The 22,672-nt window shown below is 57.9% G+C and carries 15 protein-coding genes; 5 read left to right on the top strand and 10 right to left on the bottom strand.

Annotated features, from left to right (window positions below; genetic code table 11):
- Window positions 1-69: 69 nt before the first annotated feature.
- Both FQ185_RS25585 and FQ185_RS25580 read right to left on the bottom strand, forming a co-directional pair.
- Window positions 70-1,395, bottom strand: coding sequence for an APC family permease (locus tag FQ185_RS25585; RefSeq protein WP_149419868.1), 1,326 nt, complete (start codon window positions 1,393-1,395; stop codon window positions 70-72).
- Between the two features lie 240 nt (window positions 1,396-1,635).
- Window positions 1,636-2,457, bottom strand: coding sequence for a carbon-nitrogen hydrolase family protein (locus FQ185_RS25580; protein WP_149419867.1), 822 nt, complete (start codon window positions 2,455-2,457; stop codon window positions 1,636-1,638).
- 126 nt (window positions 2,458-2,583) lie between these two features.
- Here FQ185_RS25580 and FQ185_RS25575 point away from each other — a divergent pair, with 126 nt between their 5' ends.
- From FQ185_RS25575 to FQ185_RS25565, 3 genes are all read left to right on the top strand, one after another.
- Window positions 2,584-3,384 (top strand): LuxR C-terminal-related transcriptional regulator, encoded by an 801-nt coding sequence (locus FQ185_RS25575; protein WP_149419866.1) that lies wholly within the window; start codon window positions 2,584-2,586, stop codon window positions 3,382-3,384.
- Between the two features lie 178 nt (window positions 3,385-3,562).
- Complete coding sequence (locus FQ185_RS25570) at window positions 3,563-5,182, top strand: FMN-binding glutamate synthase family protein (RefSeq protein ID WP_149419865.1); 1,620 nt, start codon at window positions 3,563-3,565, stop codon at window positions 5,180-5,182.
- Between the two features lie 56 nt (window positions 5,183-5,238).
- Window positions 5,239-5,523 (top strand): putative quinol monooxygenase, encoded by a 285-nt coding sequence (locus tag FQ185_RS25565; RefSeq protein WP_149419864.1) that lies wholly within the window; start codon window positions 5,239-5,241, stop codon window positions 5,521-5,523.
- 9 nt (window positions 5,524-5,532) lie between these two features.
- Here the strand turns inward: FQ185_RS25565 and FQ185_RS25560 are convergent, their stop codons facing one another.
- The 4 genes from FQ185_RS25560 to FQ185_RS25545 form a co-directional block, all read right to left on the bottom strand.
- On the bottom strand, window positions 5,533-7,041 hold the full coding sequence (locus FQ185_RS25560; protein ID WP_149419863.1) for a glucosyltransferase domain-containing protein: 1,509 nt from the start codon (window positions 7,039-7,041) through the stop codon (window positions 5,533-5,535).
- A gap of 1 nt (window position 7,042) precedes the next feature.
- Complete coding sequence (locus FQ185_RS25555) at window positions 7,043-7,984, bottom strand: glycosyltransferase family 2 protein (RefSeq protein ID WP_149419862.1); 942 nt, start codon at window positions 7,982-7,984, stop codon at window positions 7,043-7,045.
- Window positions 7,981-8,355, bottom strand: coding sequence for a GtrA family protein (locus FQ185_RS25550; RefSeq protein WP_149419921.1), 375 nt, complete (start codon window positions 8,353-8,355; stop codon window positions 7,981-7,983). The genes FQ185_RS25555 and FQ185_RS25550 overlap by 4 nt, the downstream gene beginning before the upstream one ends.
- Before the next feature lie 208 nt (window positions 8,356-8,563).
- Window positions 8,564-9,985: an amino acid permease gene (locus tag FQ185_RS25545; protein ID WP_149419861.1), complete on the bottom strand. Its 1,422-nt coding sequence runs from the start codon at window positions 9,983-9,985 to the stop codon at window positions 8,564-8,566.
- A gap of 786 nt (window positions 9,986-10,771) precedes the next feature.
- Here FQ185_RS25545 and FQ185_RS25540 point away from each other — a divergent pair.
- Together FQ185_RS25540 and FQ185_RS25535 are read left to right on the top strand one after the other, a co-directional pair.
- A complete protein-coding gene (locus FQ185_RS25540; protein WP_149419860.1) occupies window positions 10,772-13,885 on the top strand; it encodes a transglycosylase domain-containing protein in 3,114 nt (1,037 codons plus the stop codon).
- A gap of 164 nt (window positions 13,886-14,049) precedes the next feature.
- Window positions 14,050-18,720 carry a dermonecrotic toxin domain-containing protein gene (locus FQ185_RS25535; RefSeq protein ID WP_149419859.1) on the top strand — a complete coding sequence of 1,557 codons (4,671 nt, stop codon included), beginning with the start codon at window positions 14,050-14,052 and terminating at the stop codon, window positions 18,718-18,720.
- A gap of 76 nt (window positions 18,721-18,796) precedes the next feature.
- Here the strand turns inward: FQ185_RS25535 and FQ185_RS25530 are convergent, their stop codons facing one another.
- The 4 genes from FQ185_RS25530 to FQ185_RS25515 are packed head-to-tail and all read right to left on the bottom strand — an operon-like array spanning window position 18,797 to window position 22,667.
- A complete protein-coding gene (locus FQ185_RS25530; protein WP_256730503.1) occupies window positions 18,797-20,047 on the bottom strand; it encodes a hypothetical protein in 1,251 nt (416 codons plus the stop codon).
- Window positions 20,048-20,059: 12 nt separating this feature from the next.
- Complete coding sequence (locus tag FQ185_RS25525; protein WP_149419858.1) at window positions 20,060-20,563, bottom strand: CS1 type fimbrial major subunit; 504 nt, start codon at window positions 20,561-20,563, stop codon at window positions 20,060-20,062.
- A 35-nt stretch (window positions 20,564-20,598) separates the two neighbouring features.
- Window positions 20,599-21,345 carry a molecular chaperone gene (locus FQ185_RS25520; protein ID WP_149419857.1) on the bottom strand — a complete coding sequence of 249 codons (747 nt, stop codon included), beginning with the start codon at window positions 21,343-21,345 and terminating at the stop codon, window positions 20,599-20,601.
- 59 nt (window positions 21,346-21,404) lie between these two features.
- The gene (locus tag FQ185_RS25515; RefSeq protein WP_256730502.1) at window positions 21,405-22,667 is read right to left on the bottom strand and encodes a hypothetical protein; all 1,263 of its coding nucleotides are present in this window, start codon (window positions 22,665-22,667) and stop codon (window positions 21,405-21,407) included.
- Window positions 22,668-22,672: the final 5 nt, after the last annotated feature.

Genomic DNA, 22,672 nt, shown 5'->3' with positions numbered 1-22,672 from the left:
ATTGATAGTGACTGACACACCGCCTTCGCGAGCAGGCTCGCTCCCACAGTGTCCTCACCCGTCAGGCAATTATGTGGCTTCCTGGAAATCCATCTCCGGTGGCTGGCGACGGAAGCCGCCGGTCAGCACCGCCAGGTACACCACGCCAATCGCCAACCAGCTCAGGCCCAGATAGATCGCCAGGTGATCGAGGCTGACCATCAGCCACAAATCCGCCGCCAGGCCGATGAACGGGAACAACAGGAACAGCACAAACTCGCGCAGCCCTTTGTGTTCACCGCCAATCCAGTAGTGAAAGATCACCGACAGGTTCACCAGGCTGAACGCCAGGAACGCGCCGAAGTTGATGAACGAGGTCGAGGTGGTGACGTCCAGTTTCAGTGCCAGCAACGCCACCACCGCGCACAACAGGATGCTGTTGACGGGCGTGCCGAAGCGTTCGTGCAAGGTGCCGAAAAAAGATTTTGGCAACACACCGTCGCGCCCCATGGCGAACAACAGACGTGAACCGCTGGCCTGCGCCGACAAACCCGAAGCGAACTGGCCGACGATCAGGCCGATCAGGAAAATCGACACAAACAGGTCGCCGCCGATGTTGCGGGCAATTTCATAGGCTGCCGAGTCGACGCTGTCGAACTGGAACGACGGATGAGCGATCTGCACGAAATACGACACGCCAACGAATATCAGGCCACCGATCAGGGTAATCAGCATGATCGCTCGCGGAATGGTGCGGCGCGGGTCGCGGGTTTCTTCCGTCAGGGTGCTGACCGCGTCAAAACCGAGGAACGAGTAACAGGCGATGGCCGCGCCGCTCATGATCAAGGGCATCTGCATGTCGCCGTTGAAGAACGGTTTGACCGACCACAACGGCGTACTCGCATCGCCGCCGACGTAGTGGACGCACAGCGCGACGAACGCAATCAGCACCAGAAATTGCACCAGCATCAGCAAGGCGTTGATGCCATTGGCCAGCTTCAGGCCGACGATGTTGATTGCGCTGGTGATGCCGATGAACGCCAGCACCCAGATCCATTGCGGTACTGCCGGGAACGCCGAGTTGAGGTACGCCGCACCGATCAGCCAGATCGCCATGGGCAGGAACAGGTAATCAAGAAGGACTGCCCAACCGGCAATGAAACCGAGTTTCGGGCTGATCGCCTTGCGCACATAGCTGTAGGCCGAGCCGGCCACCGGAAACGCCGAGGCCATTCGGCCGTAGCTCATGGCGGTGAAAAACATCGCCACCAGCGCTGCAAGATAAGCAGCAGGGACCATGCCGGCGGTGGATTGAGCGAGGATGCCAAAGGTGCCGAGCACAATGATCGGCGTCATGTAGGCGATGCCGAACAGCACCACCGACCCTAATGACAGGGTGCGTTGCAAACGAGCCATGAGCGACTACTCCGAATTTTATTGGATTTATGGCAGAGCCGAGTTCGGCAAAAATTTACGTCTACTTCAAAAGCCACCCCTCACCCCAGCCCTCTCCCCAGGGGGGAGAGGGGGAAAGGGAGCAGGTCTCCATGCTTTTCAAATCCTGAGTTCGACTCGGTTATTCAGGTCGATGTAGAGCTTTGCATCACCTCGGTCAGTCCCCTCTCCCTCCGGGAGAGGGTTAGGGTGAGGGCTGGTTCAACGCTCAGGAATCAATAACTCCCGGACACCGCCGATCTGCTCCACCACTTCCCCCGGCAACCGCAGCCGCTGATCATCCAGATACCGATAATCCTGCCGCGCCGCCGTCAGCCGGTTCAGATCCAGCTCAACCGCAAACTGTCCCTCATCCCGCCCGGCCTCGAACAACAAGGTGCCCAGCGGATCCACCAGCGCACTGCCGCCGGCAAACACCAGTGCGTCATCACCCGCTTCCACCCGGTTGACCATCAGCGCAAATGCCTGGTTTTCCTGGGCCCGCGCCATGATCGCGGTGCGGTGCGTCGGGCCGTAGGGGTCCATGTTGCCGTTGGTGACGATCAGCAGTTCCGCGCCCAGTTGCGCCAGCGCGCGGGCCGTTTCCGGGAACTCGATGTCGTAGCAAATCAGCAGGCCGACCCGTACCCCGTTCCACTCACAGGTGGCGTAACGATCGCCGGGCTCGAACACACCGCGATCCGAGGCCCACAGGTGGGTCTTGCGATATTTGAGCGCGATGCCTTCGGGGGTGATCAGCAGCGTGGTGTTGTAGAAGCGGCCGTTGTCGTTCTCGGCCACGCCGATCACCACGCCGATATTGCGTTCACGGGCAGCCGCCAACACTGCGCTGACGGACGGCCCGTTCAGCGGTTCGGCGATCCGGGCCACGGTTTCGGCGGACGGAAACCCCATTAAATGGCCTTCCGGAAACATGATCAGCTGCGTATCGGCGGCGCAGGCAGCAATCGCCGTCAGGGCGCGTTCGAGGTTGTAAGCCGTGTCGTTGTCACGGCCCGCCAATTGGGCGAGTTCGACCTTCATGGGTATTCCTTGTTATGGATGCCGGGGTGCAGAAAGATTGCCCGGCCGGTGTCTGTGCGCCAGTATGCGCAGCAAGCAACCGGCCAGGGAATTACGCGGCTGGGGTAACCCGATAGGGGTAGATGCATGACACTCTCGTTAGACGACATCGCGTGGCACCGCTCGGTCGGGCAACTGATCGACGCCCTGGACAAGCCCAATTTCTGGACGCAGCTGGTTCGGTTGCTGGATCAGTACGTGACCTTCGACAGCTGGGTGGCGCTGCTTTTCAGCGCCGATCAGCACCCGCAAGTGTTCGCCGAATGCCCGGGCGCGGATGGCAGCCCCGATCAGTTGTTCCAGGATTACCTGCGCGGTTTGTACCTGCTCGATCCGTTCTACATCGCCTGTCGCGAGCAGTCGCGCACCGGGCTGTATCGCCTGTCGGAAGTAGCGCCGGAGCATTTCGAGCTGACCGAGTATTACCAGCGCTACTTTCGTCTGAATGTGGTGGCCGATGAAATCCAGTTCAATTGCCAACTCGAAGGCGACCGCACGCTGTGCCTGTCACTGGGCAGCAAGCAGCGTTTCAGCGGCCAGCAGATTGCCTTGCTGTCGCTGATCCAGCCTTGGGTGCTCGGCCTGTTGCGCCAGCGCCTGCCCTACGAAATCAACGAAGTGGTGACGCTTGCGCCGGCGCCGATCCAGGGCGACTGGCGGGTTCAGCTGGAAGCGTCGGTGCAGCAACTCAAAGGCGCGCAACTGACCGCCCGGGAACTGGATGTCGGGCGGTTGATGCTCAGCGGTTGCTCCAGTAAAGAAATCGCCCGTAAGCTGGAAATCTCTGTTGAAACCGTGAAAGTCCATAAAAAACACATGTACAGCAAACTGGGAATCAAGTCCCAGTCCGAGCTGTTTTCGATATTTCTCCAGGCCCAAAATGCCTGATTACAACGCGGAGTGCTTTTTACTGTGGGAGCGAGCCTGCTCGCGATTGCGGTCTTTCATTCAGCATTGATGTCGACTGAACCACCGCAATCGCGAGCAGGCTCACTCCCACAGGGATCTGTGTGTATCCATGCGCCTGTTGCGTTGAAACTATTGAGTCCGAACCCAAGGAACCCGTATGAGCCTGTCACTCCTGAGCCGCTACGCCTTCTTTGCCGCGTGCGTGATGTTTACCCTCGCCAGCCTGCCCTTCCTGGAGCACGACTGGCTCTGGCCGATCACCGCCGTCACCGGCATTCTCAGCCTCGTAGGCCTGTTCGATCTGCTGCAAAGCCCCCACGCGGTGCGCCGCAACTACCCGATCCTCGGCAATATCCGCTATCTGGTCGAGGGCATTCGCCCGGAAATCCGCCAGTACCTGCTCGAATCCGACAGCGACGCCCTGCCCTTCTCACGGGCCCAGCGTTCACTGGTCTATTCGCGCGCCAAAAATGAAAGCGCCGATAAACCCTTCGGCACGTTGATCGACGTGTATCAGTCTGGCTTCGAATTCATCGGCCATTCCATGCGCCCGGCGCCATTGAGCGACCCGAGCAGTTTCCGGGTAATGGTCGGCGGCCCTCAGTGCGCGCAACCGTACTCGGCCTCGGTGTTCAACATCTCGGCCATGAGTTTCGGCTCCCTCAGCGCCAACGCCATTCGGGCGCTGAACCAGGGCGCCAAACTCGGCAACTTCGCCCACGACACCGGCGAAGGCAGCATCAGCGCCTATCACCGGGAAAACGGTGGCGACCTGACCTGGGAACTCGGCAGCGGCTACTTTGGCTGCCGCACCGCTGACGGCCGTTTCGACCCGGAACGCTTTGCGGCACAAGCGCAGACGCCGCAAGTGCGGATGATCGAAATCAAGATGAGCCAGGGCGCCAAACCCGGCCACGGCGGGATCCTGCCCAAGCACAAAGTCACCCAGGAAATTGCCGAAACCCGCGGCATCCTGATGGGCGAAGATTGCATCTCACCGTCGCGGCACAGCGCGTTTTCCACGCCGATTGAATTGATGCACTTCATCCAGCAGTTGCGCGAACTGTCCGGCGGCAAACCGGTGGGCTTCAAGTTCTGCCTGGGCCACCCGTGGGAATTCATGGGCATCGCCAAGGCCATGCTGGAAACCGGCATCCTCCCGGATTTCATCGTGGTCGATGGCAAGGAAGGCGGCACCGGCGCCGCGCCCGTAGAGTTCACCGACCACATCGGTGTGCCGATGCGCGAAGGCCTGCTGTTCGTGCACAACACGCTTGTCGGCCTGAACCTGCGGGACAAAATCAAACTCGGCGCCAGCGGCAAGATCGTCAGCGCCTTCGACATTGCCAGCGTCCTGGCCATCGGCGCCGACTGGGCCAACTCGGCGCGCGGCTTCATGTTCGCCATCGGTTGCATCCAGTCGCAAAGCTGCCACACCAACAAATGCCCGACCGGTGTCGCCACCCAGGACACCCTGCGCCAACGCGCACTCGTCGTCCCGGACAAGGCTCAACGCGTCTTCAACTTCCACCGCAACACGCTCAAGGCCCTGGCCGAAATGCTCGCCGCTGCCGGGTTGGAACACCCTTCGCAATTGTCGGCCAAGCATTTGGTACGGCGCATGTCAGCGACCGAGATCAAACTGTTCTCGCAGTTGCATGTGTTCTTGAAACCGGGGGAGTTGCTGACCGGTGAAGTGAATGGCGAGTTTTACTCGCGGATGTGGCAGATGGCGCGGGCGGACAGCTTTGAGCCGAACGAGTTGGCTGCCGCGTAAACAACAATTGAACGCCAACCTCATCGGAGGTTGGCTTTACACCAAGGAAGGACAGCATGCTGAAAGTCATCGCTCAGGATTTCATCAAACCCGAACACATTGAAACCGTTCGCCCGTGGTACGCCGAACTGGTCGAGAAGACCCGACTGGAACCCGATTGCATCGCCTACGACCTGTTCGTCGATCAAAAAGACTCCGGGCACTTTATCTTCGTCGAACAATGGCCGAATCAGGCAGCGCTGGATGCTCATTGCCAGTCTGAGCACTTTCGGCGGCTGGTACCGCAGATCAATGCTTACCAGGCCAGGGATTGCATTGTCGTGCTGATGGATGCGTTCTGACGCCTGCCATTACCAGCGCAGCCTCTTAACCGGCGCTGGCTCTTTCATGACAATAAAACCGTAATCGCCAATCAGATAAATCCGGTAGTACTGGCTCTCCACCAGCGGCGGATAGTGCTGGTAACCCACCCGGGTCGCGTTACGCCGCTCCTTCTCCGCCACCACGTTGGTGATCCCCACTTTCGGCAGGTTCTCGGCCAGCATGAAGAAGTCGATGTTCAGCAGATAGTGCAACACCGGCATCTGCTTGAACGAGCCCGCCGCCCCCAGCAACCAGTGATCGGAATAGGTCACCGACAGGTAAATGCGCTTGGCTTCGAGCAGTTGTCGATTCGAAACGATGTCGCGTTCAAGATTCGACAACGCGCTGGCCGCGAAGGCTTTCTGCACCGTCAGCACGCGCCCGTAGGCGTACGACAGCGAAAGCATCGCCAGCAACGGAATCACCAACAACAACGGCAGCCGCTGGTGGATGGGTGCCAGCGCCAGATGGCTCAAATAGAACAACAGCACCAACAGGACCGCGAAGCCCATCAGGGTCCTGGCGCCTTCATTGAAGTCCCGGAAAAACAGCGCCATACCCGACACCAGCAAGGTTACTGCCGGTAATGCCAGCACACAGATCAGGCCGATCAGCATTTTGTTCGCGATGCGGTCCCGACGCGCCACGACGTTGAGCCCCAGGCGAACCACGCCAGCCATGGCGCACAGCAACAACCCGGCGAACACCCAGGCAAATCCGCCATGAAACAGCAGCACGACTTTTTCCAGCACCCTGGCGATGTTGACGTGCAGTTGCAGCAACGGCTCCGCGTTCCAGTTCAGCAGCAGGGTGCGATTGTGCTGAATGAACGGATAAGCACTGACGGCGTAAATCAGGCAGCCGAGGAAGGCCTGAGCGATTTTCCAGCCGATCAACCCGCACCATTGCGGCCAGGCCAGTTTGTCATTGGCGCCCCTGAGGATCTCCAGACAACACAACCCGAGAAACACATTGAAGCTCACCTGATACAGCCCTATCGCCAAGGCAACCAGGAAGGACGGCACCAGCCACTGCTGAATGCGCGAGGGGCGACGAAAGGTGATCGCATAGATGACCGCCACCACGCTCAATGCCATGGCGGGCCCGTCGTATTGATAAGACAGGTTTTGCAGAAAGAACGGGTTGTACCAGAGCGGTAGCGTCACCAGGCAGCAGGCAATCGTCGGTTGCCGAAAGTAATGAAATGTCAGGCTGGTCAGCGCCGCGGCCATGGCCAGTGTGGCGATCAACAGCGGCAGCGGAAAGATGTTCGGCGCGGCATGGCTGAAAGTCAGCAGGTTGTAGAAGAACTCGGTGAATAACCGTCCCTGCTCCGCCCAGGCCATACCGGCCGACAATGATCGCCAGTTGTCATCGATATACGGATAGTCCGCAACGATCAGCGGCACCACATACAACAAGGTCGCCAGCAGAAAAAACAGCCAGACCTGCCGACGCCCGAGTTCTTTGCTGAAAAAATCGCTGAACCTGCCCATGCTAAATCCCGAGCCGGTCTTTGCCGCCGATGATGTCTTTCACCACGTAGCGCGGCCGATGCTTGGCTTCGATATAGATGCGGCCGACGTACTCACCGAGGATGCCGATGCCGATCAGTTGTACGCCGCCGAGAAACAGAATCGCGGTCATCAGCGACGGATAACCGGGGACGCTGTTGCCGAAGAAAATCTTGTCCAGCACCATGTACACCGCGTAGAGCACCGCGAAAATCGAAATACCGCCGCCGACGTAAGTCCATAAGCGCAACGGCACCGTGCTGAACGAAGTCACGCCTTCCAGCGCCAGGTTCCAGAGTTTCCAGCCATTGAACTTGCTGGTGCCCGCCGCTCGCTCGGCGCGCTCGTATTCCACCACCACGGTGTTGAACCCGGCCCATGACAGCACACCTTTCATGAACAACTGGTGCTCGGGAAGCGCGCGAATCACGTCGACCACCTTACGATCCATCAGCCGAAAGTCCCCGACGTTTTCTTCGATGCGGGTGTAAGCGATACGGTTCAGCACACGGTAGAACAGCGAAGCGCTGTGGCGTTTCAGGTAACTGTCGGCGGCGCGATCCCGGCGCTTGGCGAGCACCACATCCGCGCCTTTTTGCCATTGGTCGATCAACCGCGGGATGACGCTGATCGGGTCCTGCAAATCGACATCCATGGGAATCACTGCATCGCCGGTGGCGTATTCCAGGCCGGCGAACAACGCCGGTTCCTTGCCGAAGTTGCGCGAGAAGTTGATCAGCAATATCTGCTCATCGGCCTGCGCCAAGGCCTTGACCTCCTCGGCCGTGCGGTCGGAACTGCCATCGTTGATGAACACGATTTCGACCTCAGTCTGCTCAAGCCTCAACTCGCGACGCACGGCCTGATAAAACAGGCTGACCGCCTGTTCTTCATTGAATACCGGAACGATCAACGAGACTTTCATGCGTTACGCCTGCGAAAGACCACGTACTTTGAAAACAGAAAGCCCAGCACCAGACTCAACGCCGAAAAAATAGCCACCGTCAGCAGACCATGAAGTCTCCAAACGTCGCCTGCATGGCCGATGCCCAGACTCAGCGCCCCCATGGCTATCAGGAACAGAACGTAACCGCCGACCGACGCCTTGGCATCGAAGGTATACAGCGCGTTCATGTAGAAGGAGAACGAGGCGGCCACGCAAAAGGCGGCCAGATTGCTGACCGCTTGACTGAGGCCGGTACCCACACTCAGCAGGAAAAAAATTTGCCAGTGGATCAGCGTGTTGGCCACCCCGACCACCGTGTAGCTGGAAAATCCTTTCCACAAGAGCCTCATGGTGATTCCCCCGTTTCGCGTCATAAAACTTTGAACCTGTCTACTGTCAGAAATCACAGGTCAACCTGCCTTTCAGACCAGCGGTTCTCTGGATTTCAACAAGCGGTTGAATCGGTCGGTTCAGGTCGCCGCCGCTCGACACATGATTGCCAGTCAATAAAAAGCCCCGGCCAATGGACCGGGGCTTTTGCGTTTCAGACGTTACAACTTACGAAGCCGAACGCACCGCACCTTGCGACACATTGGTCGGTTGCAGCTTGAACACGTAGAACAACACCGTCAGCAGCACCAGGAATGCCGGGCCGACATACAGCGCGACGCGGGTGTCCGGGAAGTACGCCATCAGGCCGACCACCAGCACCAGGAATGCCAGCGCTAGATACGAGCTGACCGGGTACAGCCACATCTTGTATTTGAGGCCGGCACGTTCGCTGGCGCTCAGGCCTTTGCGGAACTTGAGCTGGGCCAGCAGGATCATCACCCAGGTCCAGATCGCGCCGAAAGTGGCAATCGCCGTCACCCAGACGAAGACCTTCTCCGGGACCATGTAATTGAGCAGCACACCCAGCAACAGCACGAAGATCGACAGCAGCAACGCGCGACGGGGCACGCCATTGCTCGAAGTCTGGGCGAAACCGGCCGGAGCCTGGCCATTCTGCGCCAGGCTGTACAGCATGCGCCCGGTGCTGAAGATGCCGCCGTTGCAGGACGACAGTGCCGCGGTGATCACCACGAAGTTGATGATGCCGGCGGCGGTCTTGATGCCCAGACGCTCGAAGGTCATCACGAACGGACTGCCCTGGGTGCCGATTTCGTTCCATGGGTAGATCGACAGAATCACGAACAGCGCGCCGACGTAGAACAACAGAATCCGCCAGAACACCGAGCCGATCGCATTGGGAATGGTCTTCTGCGGGTTCTTCGCTTCACCGGCGGTCAGGCCGATCATCTCGACGCCGAGGTAGGCGAACATCACCATTTGCAACGACATCAACACGCCTTGCACACCGTTGGGCATGAAGCCGCCGTGGGCCCAGAGATTGGAAATCCCCAGCGCCACGCCGTCGTTGCCGAAGCCGAACGCGATCACGCCGACACCGCCGATCACCATCGCAATAATGGTGACGATCTTGATCAGGGCGAACCAGAACTCGAACTCACCAAAGGCTTTCACTGCGATCAGGTTGATCGAGCCCATGCTGATCAAAGCGGCCAGCGCCCAGATCCAGCGCGGCACATCGGGGAACCAGACGCCCATGTACACCGCCACCGCGGTGATTTCCGCGACGCAGGTCACCAGCCACAGGAACCAGTAGTTCCAGCCAGTCAGGAAGCCCGCCAATGGGCCGAGATAGTCTTGGGCGTAACGGCTGAAGGAGCCGGCGACCGGGTTGTGCACCGCCATCTCGCCGAGGGCACGCATGATCACCAGGATCGCCAGACCGCCGATGATGTAGGACAGCATGATTGCCGGGCCGGCCATTTCGATGGCCTTGGCCGAACCGAGGAACAGACCGACGCCGATACAGGCACCAAGCGCCATCAAGCGAATATGCCGTTCGCCGAGTTCGCGTTTGAGCGGGCCGCCTTGAGCGGTCTCGCCATTGGGCAGGTGATTGCCAACTGGCATAGGGGTACAACCTCGTCTTGTTATTGGATATGACCACCGAGTGTCGAAGCGCAGACCGGTAAGCCGGCGCTTCCTGATACCGGGCCTGCCTTGTAGGCGGAACCGTCTTGTAGGACAAAACCTGCAAGATCAGCGGGGCGTGCAGTATAAAAAGCTGGCGACAGAGATTTTCACTCTATAAACGACAAAATTCAGCTATAAATCTCGGCAAAACGGCGGTTTTCAGAGATAGATTGTCTGGGTTTTGTAGGATTTCTCGCTGTTGAAGCGGGGGGAGTATTGCACAACATTGGTGCATCGTCATGATTCTGCGTTGGCGTTGTTTATCTTTTGGATGGCTCTGGTTCAGGTGTTTCAGGATGTTGTTTGTCTCTTTTGAAGAGAGCGGTGTTTTGGTGATGATGGTCTGACTTTTGTGTACATATCCGTTTTTGCGGTGATGGCGGCTGGCGGTTTCGCTCTTACAACGAGTCACCAAGGGCTCTTGCCCCTGACGTTCGGTGCCTCGCTGTGGCTCGGCACCGAACGTCAGGGGCAAGACCTTTTGGTTACTTTTGGCTGGGCCGGCATGCCGGGCGTTTGCCAAAAGTCACTCGCTGTAAGAGCAAAACCGCCAGTAGCCGTTACCAAAAAAATGGATAGGTACACAATCAAAGAACAGCCGCTACCGAAAATCCGGATATGCCCCGATCAAGCATTTTGGATCCTCACAATTTTTTCACCAACGCCAACCACCGTCTAAGCTTCAGACAAGTCCGATCAATCTGCGTGAATGGATCAGTGACTATGGGCGCGTTATGGCAAACCGATTCGAGTAAAACTGTGGTCCCGACTGAACGTGTGGATGAAGCGCCTTTACCTGAAAAACCTGGTCGTTCCCGGCACGGCTGGGGGGCTTTCTGGTTGTTGTTGCTGATTATTTTGATTGTCCTGGGTCTGGCGGCCGCCAAGGAAATGCGCACCTCGAAATTCCAGGCCCGGGAAGTCAGCAAATATGCCGCGTCCCTGAACTACACAATGCAACCGGGCCCCAGCGACGCAATTCGCTACCCCGGTGAGGGGCCTTTTGATCTGCGCCTGGGCTACAGCTCCCTGGATGAGTTCCTGCCACGCTTGCTCAAGCGTGATTACGTCGTTTCATCGCAAACGCGCTTTTCCCAGGCGCTAATGAACTACAGCGACAAGGGCTTTTTCGTGCCCTACGCGGAAAAAATCCAGGCCGGGTTGTCGATCACCGATTGCCGCGCGGCACCGCTGTACCAGTACAAATATCCGCAACAACTCTATTCCAGCTTTGCGGCGATCCCACCGGTGGTGGTCAGCAGCTTGCTGTTCATCGAAAACCGCTTCTTGCTCGACCCCCGTCAACCCCTGGCCAACCCTGCTGTGGATTGGCCACGGTTCGGCATGGCCGCGTGGTCCCAGGTCGCCAAGTTGATGCACCTGCCGGGCCAGTCGGCGGGTGGCAGCACCCTCGCCACCCAACTTGAAAAGTACCGTCACTCGCCCAATGGCTTGACGGTGTCGGGTGCGGAAAAAATCCGTCAAATGATTTCCGCCAGCGTGCGGGCTTATCAAGCCGGGCCGGAAACGCTCGAGGCTCGGCAAAACGTGATTCGCGATTACCTCAACAGCGTGCCGCTGTCGGCCGTGCCGGGCCACGGTGAAGTGTATGGCATGGCCGAAGGCTTGCGCGTCTGGTACGGCGCCGATTTCAACAAGGCCAACGAACGGTTGGCCAGCGCCGCGACCGATCCAAAAAGCATGTCGGAAAAAGGTTTGGCCCTGCGTGAGATGTTGTCGTTGATGATTGCCCAGCGCCGCCCTTCCCATTACCTGACCAAGGGTCACGACGAACTGGCCGACCTCACCGACAGCCACATTCGCCTGCTGGCGCAAAACGGCGTGATCGACACACCCCTGGCGGCAGCGGCGTTAGCCAGCAAAGTGATCTATCGCGACTGGCAAACCCAGCCAACCATCCAGCCGATCGAAACCAACAAAGGCATCAGCGTGGCGCGCAGCCGTCTGGGTGGTTTGCTCAACCGTCCGCTGTACGACCTCGATCGCCTCGACCTCTCGGCCACCAGCACCCTGCAAGGCGAGCTGCAAACCCAGGCCACCGAATACCTCAAGCATCTGGCCGACCCGGCTTATGCAGCGCAAATCGGCCTGATCGGCGAACGCCTGCTCACCCCCACCAGCACCACGCAAGTGCGCTACAGCTTCACGCTGTTCGAGCTGACCCCGGACGGTTCACGGGTACGAGTGCAAACCGACAGCACCGATCAGCCATTTGATATCAACGAAGGCAGCAAACTGGAATTGGGCTCCACCGCCAAAATGCGCGTGCTGACCACCTACCTGCAGATCATCGCCGAGCTGCACGATAAATACGCCACGATGACCGTCCCGGAACTGAAGAAAGTCGACGTTCCGGACCAGGACCGTCTGAGCCGCTGGGCCGTCGATTACCTGATCCAGAATAAAGACCGTAACCTGCCGGCCATGCTTGGCGCAGCACTGGACCGCAAATACTCCGCCAGCCCCGGCGAAGCCTTTTTCACCGGTGGCGGGCTGCACACGTTCCATAACTTTCGCAACGAAGACAATGGCCGCCTGCCGACGCTACGCGATGCCATCCGTGAGTCGATCAACCTGCCGTTCATTCGGCTGATGCGTGACCTGGTGCGCTACACGACCTATTCCGGCTCGAACAACAGCGCCGAATTGCTCAAGGACGACCGCGACCCAAGACGTCAGGAATACCTGGCCTCGTTCGCCGATCGCGAAGGTACTTCGTTCCTGCTGAAGTTCTGGAAAAAATACAAAAACAAGGACACTCAGGCGCGGCTCGACACCTTCCTCGACAGCATGCGCCCGACACCGATTCGCATGGCCGCAGTGCACCGGTATTTGCTGCCACAGGCCAGTCAGGAAAGCTTCAACACCTTCGTGCGCTCGCACCTGAAAGGCGCCAAGCTCACCGAAAAACTCACCGACGAACGCCTCGAACGGCTCTACGAGAATTACCGGCCAGGTAAGTACGACCTGCCGGACCAAGGCTTTATCGCCAAGGTCCACCCGCTCGACTTGTGGTTGATGGGTTACCTGCTGAACAACCCCGATGCCAAGTTCAGCCAGATCGTCAAAGCCAGCCAGTTTGAACGTCAGGAAGTCTACAGCTGGCTGTTCAAAAGCCGTCACAAGGGTGCCCGTGACAGTCGCATCCGCACCATGCTGGAGATCGAGGCGTTCCTCGACATTCATCAGCGCTGGCGGAAAGTCGGCTATCCGTTCGACCATTTGGTGCCGTCGCTGGCCACCGCCATCGGCAGCTCCGGCGACCGCCCTACAGCGCTGGCGGAGTTGGTCGGCACCATTCTCAACGACGGTGTGCGGATGCCGACATTGCGCATTGACAGCCTGAACTTCGCGGCAAACACACCGTATGAAACCCGACTGGCCAATGACCCGGATGTCGGCAAACGGGTCATGCCGTCCGAGGTTGCCGCGGCGATGCGCGAAGCCCTCTCCCAGGTGGTGGATGCCGGTACCGCCAAGCGCGTGGCCGGCAGTTTCAAACTGGCTGACGGCAGCCCGCTGGCCATGGGTGGCAAGACCGGCACCGGCGACAACCGCATCGAAGCCATCGGTTCCGGCGGGCGGATTCTCAGCTCCAAGTCGATCAACCGTACGGCGACGTTCGTGTTCTTTATCGGCGACAACCATTTCGGCACCTTGACCGCCTTCGTCCCGGGGCGCTCGGCGGAGAACTTCAAATTCACCTCGGCGCTGCCGGTGCAGGTGCTCAAGGGCATGGCGCCAATCTTGTCGCCGTATCTGCAACCGGGCACTCACACCATGTGCCAGGCCCCTGTGGTCACCGCTGAACGTTAAACAGTAAAAACCGGTCGGGCGTGGGGTAACTATGTATTTTTCACTCCTCATTTTTCGAGGATTCGAGTCGAAACCGGTGCTGTTTCGACCGAATATTTGAGCTTTTTTCGGGTACTCCCCTTGCCTAGTCTGGTCGCTCCATTTTCGATCACGGACGATCAGCAATGCCCATTATTCCCCTGACACAACAACGGTCAGAACAGACACCCTCCACCTTCTCCGATAAAAGTATCCACTTTGAACTGGTCAAAAAGGCCATTCCTCCCTGGATGCTGAATGCTTCATCGTCTCGGATCAAAGCGCTGAACACCGTAAGAGTGACGATTCCCGAGTGGCACCAGAGTGCGTCAGTCGCGGATCATCAGCGCTTGAAGAACGACATCAAGCTCGCCTGGGCCGCGCAAAACAACGTGGATCGTGCGCTGAGCAATTTGCAAGATGTGTATGCCTTTGCCAAACCGCTGCTGCAGGAGGCTTTGGAAGAGCGTTACGGCGTCAAAGAAGACGTCGAACAAACCTGGTTGCGGTTGTACGCGCCCGTAAAAACCTCATGGTGGGTGCATGACTTTTCAGGCGGAACGACCAGCCGAACCGTCTCGCTGCTGGATGCCGCGCTGCACAATTTTTCCCACGATGAGGCGTTCTCCGAATACTCGGAGTTCATCACCCGGCCCGACGCCCGCGGGCATTTCGACGTAAAACATCTAAAGCGCAAAATGAGCATCGATCAGTTCAAATCACTGTGTCGCGAACTGAACATCGGCGCCCGATACGAACAGCACCTGAAAGAGTTTTTGCTCTCGACCAACAGCGTGGCCAGGCAGTTTTTGCGCCATAAAGTCATTCTCAGCCACAAGAGCGCACTCAGTACCGCGGCCCAAATGGCGCTGATGAAAAATGACATCGACCATGACGCTCACAACGTCGTACAGGGCATGCTCGACGACCGAAGAAACCTTAAATGGCACGGGCAATCCGTCAACTATTACAACCTGTCCATGATGGACGCGTCCCTGACCGGCATCGTCCTGATCGCACCCGATGTAGACACCGCCAGTTCTCCGGTTCCAGTGATTGCATACGTTCCTCATGACCCCGAGCACCCTCTCAGGCAATACCCGTCGTTGCTCGAATTCATGGCTGAGCTGACACGCCAGCTACGTAATGCAACCGCCCCCAAAAGCTATCAGCAGTTCTTCAGCCAGTTCGTCGACCATCAGCAACGTGGGCATTTTTTTGCCGGGTTGAATGACCGCTTGAGCAAGGTGAAGTGGCAACCGGCACCACCGGGTTCAAACCTGCCCAGTTGGCGCGAAACGCCTGTGGATAACCCGAATCTGCAATTTCGCCTATCGAAGATTCAGGACGATCGCGCGACCCGCTTCACCGGCGATCTATGGGGCTACCTCTACCAGCAGAAGCTGAACAAGATCCTCAACGATGCACGGGAAATCGCAATTTCCACCGAATATGCCGACCGCATGGCCCGCTGGGCCTGGTGGGACAACCTGGAAAAAATGCTCTCGGACATATTCAATGTCGCACTGCTGGTGGCATTACCCTTGGTGCCCGGCCTGGGCGAGTTGATGATGGCCTACATCGCCTATCAACTGACCGATGAAGTGGTCGAGGGCCTCGTCGACCTGGCCGAAGGCCATTTGGCCGAGGCTGGCGAGCAGGCCATTGGCGTGCTGGAAAGCGTGGTGCAATTGGGCGCGTTTGCGGCGGGCGCCACCCTCGGAAACGTCGCACGGGCGAAACTCTCGCCATTCTTCGAAGGCCTGAAACCGGTGCAGCTGCCGAATGGCCAGATGCGGTTGTGGAATTCTGATCTGACGCCGTATCAGCTGACAGAGCTTGCGTTACCGACCGACGCCAGCCCCGATGAACGGGGCATTTACCAGCATCAGGACCAACATATTTTGCGGTTGGACGATCAGCACTTCGAAGTGCAAGAAGACCCGGCCACCGGGCAGCACCGCATCCAGCATCCACAACGTGCAGATGCGTATGCACCGACCCTGCAGCACAACGGTCAAGGTGCCTGGGTCAGCGAAACGGAAAACCCGCGCGAATGGGAAGGCCCGACACTGATGAGGCGCATCGGTCACACCACCGATGCCTTCAACGACGTACAACTGGAACAGATTCGTCAGATCAGCGGCACCGACGAAGCGGCCTTGCGCAGGATGCATGTCGAGAACGCCCCTCCGCCGCCGTTGCTGGCCGATACCCTGCAACGACTCGGCACCGCGCCAAGCCCCACAGCCGCGTTATCCCCCGAAACCATCTTACTGTTCAGCGACTTTCCCGAGCTGCCTGCTCGTGTAGTGGAAAACATCATGGCGGGCGCAACGCCCTCGGAGCGACAGCAAATTGCGCGAAGTCTTCGACTGCCCTTGCGCCTCAAAACCCAGGCACGAGAGCTTCAGTTCGAAATGCAATCGGTCCGCGCAGCCCAAGGTCTGTGCCTCGACACATTGAGCAATATCGACACGGAACGTCTGGCGCTGGGGGCGTTGCGTCTACACACCGATATGTTTGGCGACCTGCGCATTGAAATCCGCCAGCGTACATTCGATGGCGAGCTGCGTTGCAGCGCCGGCCCCGAGGACGCCACTCAGGTTAGGGTTTTGATTCGCGATGACGCGGGGAAATATCAGGTGCGTGATACCTCGGATCAGCCGATTCATGATGCCGATGTTTTTTTTGAATCCCTGCTGCATGCCATGGGCAAGGAAGGAAAAAACGCGTTGGGCTACAAACCGGGCGATGCCGAGTTTTTCAGGCAGTGGGTCATCGCCAAGTCAGCTCCACCCAGCGAGAGGCGGACAGTCCTTGCAACGCCGCCGATTCGAGCTGTTGCCGAACATGAAACGATGCTGTTGGTTCGTGGCGGTGGGCTCAGCAAGGAAGGCAAAACACTGCATGAACGCATTCAGGATCTTCATCCGCATTTCAGCACTGTCGAGGTCGACACGTTCGCCAACGCCCTTATCGAAACGGGCGAACCGATGATGCTTCTGGAAGAACAAGAAAACGATCTCGACATACTTCGAAAATTCGTCGATCTCTGGGAGCTCCAGTCCGCCGGGCTAGATGCCGATAATCCGATTCCTTTGCGCGGAGTCCGGCAGCAGATTGCCCAACGCTTGCTCGACTGCTTTGAGCGAAAAAACACGAAACTCGGTGGCCGTACCGATTTGCACGGCTATGCGCTGGATCTGTCACAGGATCTGCTGCCCCTGGACCTGAAATCCGAGTGGCCGGAACGACCGCAGCTAAAAAGGTTTCTGGACAAAGTCACGATCCTGAAACTCGACAACACACGCTTTTCCGCCAAGGCGAACGGCTTGTTGAAAGACTTTCCCAACCTTCGCGAACTCAGCGCCAAAGGCTGTGACCTGACGAGCCTGCCCGAAAACATCGGAGCAATGCACCGGCTGGAACGCCTGCGCTTGAGTGACAACGAAATCGTGCTGGACGCCCCCGCCGTGGAAAGGCTGAAGCACTTGACCTACCTGGAAATACTCAGACTCGATGAAAACCCGTTGGGTCGGGTTGTGGATATCTCGCGCATGCCCCGGCTAAAAGTCGTGGGATTGAGAGACACCGTGATCATGACCTGGCCCGAAGGCACCCTGCGTAAGCCCAGGCCCCGTGGCTTTCTGCTGGATATTCGAGACAACCCGATCAGGCTGATTCCTGAGGTGCTGCCTGGCTCACCGCAAGCCTGGGTGGTGGCGCGAACCCGACTGGATGTCGGCAATCTGTCAGAACGGAACCAGAAGCGCTACCAAGAAATCCGCCGCTCAATGGCACTCCCCCCTGAGCCCATCGTGCCTGCAAACAGTCAAACAGAATGGATTATCAGCTCGAATTACAGCGCAGAACTCTGGAACGATGTGCCTGGCTGGGGTGTCGATCGAGCGAGCCTCTGGTCGGAACTGATCGACGAGCCCGACGCAGAACCGTTCATGACCGTGCTGCTCGACACACGGCTGTCATCCGATTACCGGGCCGGCGGCCAGGTCCGGGATCAACTGCTGCAGAGGGTCTGGCGAATGCTCGACGCAGTGCACGTCGATTCGCGCTTGCGCGAAGAGCTATTCATCATGGCCATCGCCCCGGTGGACTGCGCCGATGCCGGGGCGCAACTGTTCAACAACATGGGGATCAAGGTGCTCGCGTCCGAGGCGTATTCCTATTCCACTGATCCGGCGCAGCTTGAACAGAAACTGGTGACGTTGGCCAAAGGTGCGGCGCGATTGAGTCAGGTCAACGATATCGCCCGGATTGATATCAGCACCCGCGGCGGCAACCCCGACGAGGTTGAAGTCTACTTGGCCTACCACACCGGTCTGGCGCAGCGCTTGAACTTGCCCTGGCAGTCCGAAGGTATGCTTTACCGGCCGGTTTCTGGCGTCACTGACGCGATGATCGATAGAGCCTACGACACAGTTCTTGAGCTAGGCGAAGGTGATGGGCTGGTGAACAGAATGCTCGAACAAAATTTCTGGGAGGACTATCTGCGTGAACGGTATACGGTCCGGATTGAAACCAACACCCGTCAGTATTTGGCCAAATGCGAGCAGTTCGAGACCTTGCGTAGCGTTCAGCGGGAGTGGGCAGCGTCGGCGAACTTCGAACGAAATGCACTGCGAAATCGCTTGCGGGAACTCATGCACGATCTGCCGCTAACGGAGGCAGAGGTCTTTGCCGATGAACCGATCGCCGAGGCGATTTTCGACCAATTGCTGATCGATCTGGGGTATGAAGAAAAACAACTGTCGAGACGCTTGACCCGTGAAGCTCTGGAGCGCTCCGGGCAATAATCGATAAACGCCTGAATACGCTGACAGTTACTGCTTTACTCAGCGTATTCAGGCACGTGCTAATGACGCGTCGCCATCAGACTACCGAATCCCAGATAACCACCACCGTACCGCGATAGTGCTTGCCCGTTTGCGGTAAAAGTATGGGTTCAATCGCATCTTTATGCAGTTCGAAGTGCAACGTTCCGGACTTTCGATCCACGTACTGACTGGGCTGAAACACCACCCCGTCCGCCTCCCCCACTTTTAACATCTGTCGATTGACCGGCTTGCCGCTGGTATCCATCAGGCCGGCAGGCAAACTGACACTGATCTCCATCGGGACGGAGACGTTATTGCCGTCACTCAAGTAGCAGGGCAACCCCGGGCCGAATTGGCAATCCAGGTACATCTTGAAACGAGAACTGGCCGAAATATTGAACGTCTGATCGCGGAAAATCCGCACCGGTTTACGGCCCGCGTGCAACCAGCTTTGCCAGCCACCTGCCGGGACCAATCGGACGTTTTCACCACCAGGAGGAATGGAGACTTTTAGCTCGTGCTCAACATCGAGTAGAAAATCCAGAACGATCGTGTCGTCATTGGTAACCATGACATCGCCCAGATCGAAATCCTGGTTCGGGCCCACTCGAAACACATGTTGTCCGGTGTACTGGCCCGAGACCATGTCCAGAGGGTTCGGGGTGATCAGTTCATAGGTGATATCGAACGTTTCATAGTTGAACGGCTGCGGAATATCGAACATCGCCTTCTTGGCACAGGTACCCGCGCCAATGGGGTGCCTCCAGAAACTGTTGAAGCCGATGTCATTGCCAGCCCCCATCAGGCCTGTGCACGGGGGACCGGCGTAACTCCAGGTAAATCCCTCCCAAAGAAAGTTATGCCCGGCTCCATCTGTCAGTTCTGGTGCCGGTTTTGGCAATTTGTACGCCACCCCCATTCCGGCAACCCTAAACTTCACCACCTGCGGTGGCGCCGCGGGATGGGTGACAGTAATGGTCTGCCACTGCGACGGAATGTTGAACATGGCGCCCATACGTTCGTTGGAATGCCCGCCCTGAATGGTCGCATTCGAATAGGAGCCAATGGGCAACCGCAGGCTGAACAATTTCGCCGCCTGACACTGCGGCGGGTTATCGAGACAGAAGCCACTGAGAGGCGTTCTGTTCTCGAATTCGTTGTATTGAGGATTGGCGGGGGCGGGTTTGAACACCGCACGGATTTGCTGCGTCACGGCACCTGCGGAGAGGGGCAGCAACGCGATCATAATGCCCAGGATGACGAGACAGCTCTGTGCTGTTGCGACTAGCCTTGAAGTACTTTTCACTGAACAAGTCCCTTAGATGCCTGCGGGCGCGACGGCGTTGAAGATCAGATGGACATTCCCGTAGTAGTTGCCCGGCTTATAGCCGCCAGCGGGTACTTTCGGCTGTATCTCCAGGGGAAAACGCCCACCCGTCATTGCCTGTTCGGCCGATACCACTTGCCGCGGTTGCGCGTCGTGGCTCAACTCCATGCCGTTGAAGCTGACACGCAAGTAAATGTTCTGTTCGTCACGGCCATTGGACAGGTACGGCTCGCTCTCCAGCCGCGCCTCGATGGCACTGGTGTCGTGTTTGACGTCGAAGTTTTTGCGCAGCCCGCCCAAGGTTGAGGTGTTGATATTCCACGGCAGAATTTGCTCTCGATGAATCCAGTCCGTCTCCGCCGGTATGACGTAGAACCGCAGGGTCGGAATATCTACCGACACTTCGAACCTGTGCTCTTCCCGTGCCGCGAACGCCACACAACTCATCAGCGTCATACCGCCTAAACACAAGACGATGGCCGATTGCTTGATCATGTCAGGTACCTGTTGTAGATGAGGGTTGTTTGCCGTCACGAAGGGCTCGCGATGCGCAGCGTCTTTTTGGCGTCGCCCTCGACCAGATTGAAGCGGTATTCACGCCCGGGTTTCTTCTCGAACTCAAAAGTCTTGCCCGCAAGAACATGGTGTTTGGTGGTTGGCTCGCAGTCGGTTTCGTTCTTCAACGAGCAATTGCGAAACTCATCGATCAGCACCACTGTGTTGCCGTTGTTGCGCAGCCGATAGTTGTTCGGATTGTCATCGATCACGCTGTCGAAGCGGCTGTTTTTCGGGCGTACGAAGAACACCGTGCCGAACCCGGTCATGACGTTGACGCCGGCTGACAGGGTCTTTTTGTATTCTTCGCACTCTTCCCCTGACACTGCGAATTCGTCTTCCTTTTCCGGCACTACCGGAATGAAGCGCACGCGAAAATAGCGTTCGCTATCGCGATTCCCCATCAGCAACAAACGTGTGCCCTGCATGCCGTTGGCCGGCACAATCAATCGCGCGGGGCTGGCCATCAGACCATCCCGGCTGCTGGCATCCGCCTGGGTCTTGACCGGCACTTCCCGGGACGTGCCGTCGGCGTCGTAGATGATTTCCAGAATGTTGACCTTGACGAACGCGGTGCTGTCACCGCTGTTGAACACGCGCTTGAGGTACGTGCTCTTGTCACCATCCAGATAGTCGTAAACCGTGCCAACGTTGATCTGCGGCCCGGCCTGAATACCCAAGGAAAACCCGCTCAGCACCATCAGTAACGACAGACGTTTCATACCTTTGAACCTCATGACATTGAATACAACACTGGCGCGCCTCATCGATGTGCTGCCCATCAGACCTCCGAGTCCCAGATCACCGTGACACCGCCGGAATAGAAGCCTCTCTTACCGGGACTCAGCATGAATACCATCTGACTTTGCGGGACTTCGAAATGCAGAATCCCCGGCGCTCGGTCCACATAGAAACCGGGCTGGAACTGTTGCGCATTGGCCTCACCTTTCCTCAATCGCTGGCGCCTGACGGGTTGCCCGGAGAGATCCGTCAAACCGTCGGGCAGGCTGACGCTGACTTGTAACTCGACCGCATTTCTCGCATCCCTATCCTCAATCACGCAATCGTAGCCTCCCAGGCCATTACAATAAATGTGCATCTTGAAGCGCGACGACGCCGAGATATTGAAGGTCTGATCCCGAAACAGCCGCACCGGCCGGCGTCCCGCCTGCAGCCAGCTTTGCCAGCCGCCTTCCGGGACCAACTGGACTTTTTCGCCGCCGGGGGGAATGTCGACTTTCAGTGTGTGCTGAACATCGAGATTGAAATTAAGGGTCAATGCAGTGTCATCCGGTTGCATCACATCACCCATGTCGAAATCTTGTCGCGGGCCGACGCTGAACGTGATTGAGCCGGTGTAATTACCACTTTGCATGTTCAAGGGATTTGGTGTGATCAGCTGATAACCAAACACGAAGTACTGATACTTGAAAGGCAACGGAATATCGAACAGGGCCTGTTTGGCACAGACTCCCGCACCCTGGGGGACTTTCCAGAAACTGTTAAAGCCAAACTCCCCCACCGTGGACCATCCAACGCCCTGACAGGGTGACGGGGCATACATCCAGGACCCACCTTGCCAAAGTCTGTCCCAACCCGCCCCTCCGGTCGCCCCGGTTATCTTCTCGATCGGTATTGGCAACAACGATTCGTGTCCGATGCCGGCAATCCGGACTTTGACGGTATGTTTATCTCCGGACGAGTGGGTCACCTCCACGTCACTCCATTGCGATGGCACGCTGGCCATCCCTCCCTGGCGTGGATCCGTATGATTGGCGCGAATGGGCGCATTGGCCGTGAAGGAAATCGGCGCGATCAAACTGAATATTGCTTCCGCCTTACAGGCCAGAGGGAGTTGAAGGCAGAAACCTTGAGAGGGGGTTTTGTTCACGAATTCATTTTTATGCGGAGCTGCCGAATCCGGGACAAAGGTGGCCTCAATGTTCAGTACAGCCGCTTGCGCCGGTAACGAACATATCCCGCACAGCATCGCCAGTGACGTCCATACACTGAGTTTTTTTCCAGTCTTGGTGAAAATATTCATGTCTG

This window comes from Pseudomonas sp. ANT_H12B, from assembly GCF_008369325.1.
Taxonomy (GTDB): domain Bacteria; phylum Pseudomonadota; class Gammaproteobacteria; order Pseudomonadales; family Pseudomonadaceae; genus Aquipseudomonas.
This window is presented reverse-complemented; position numbering and strand designations above follow the sequence as displayed.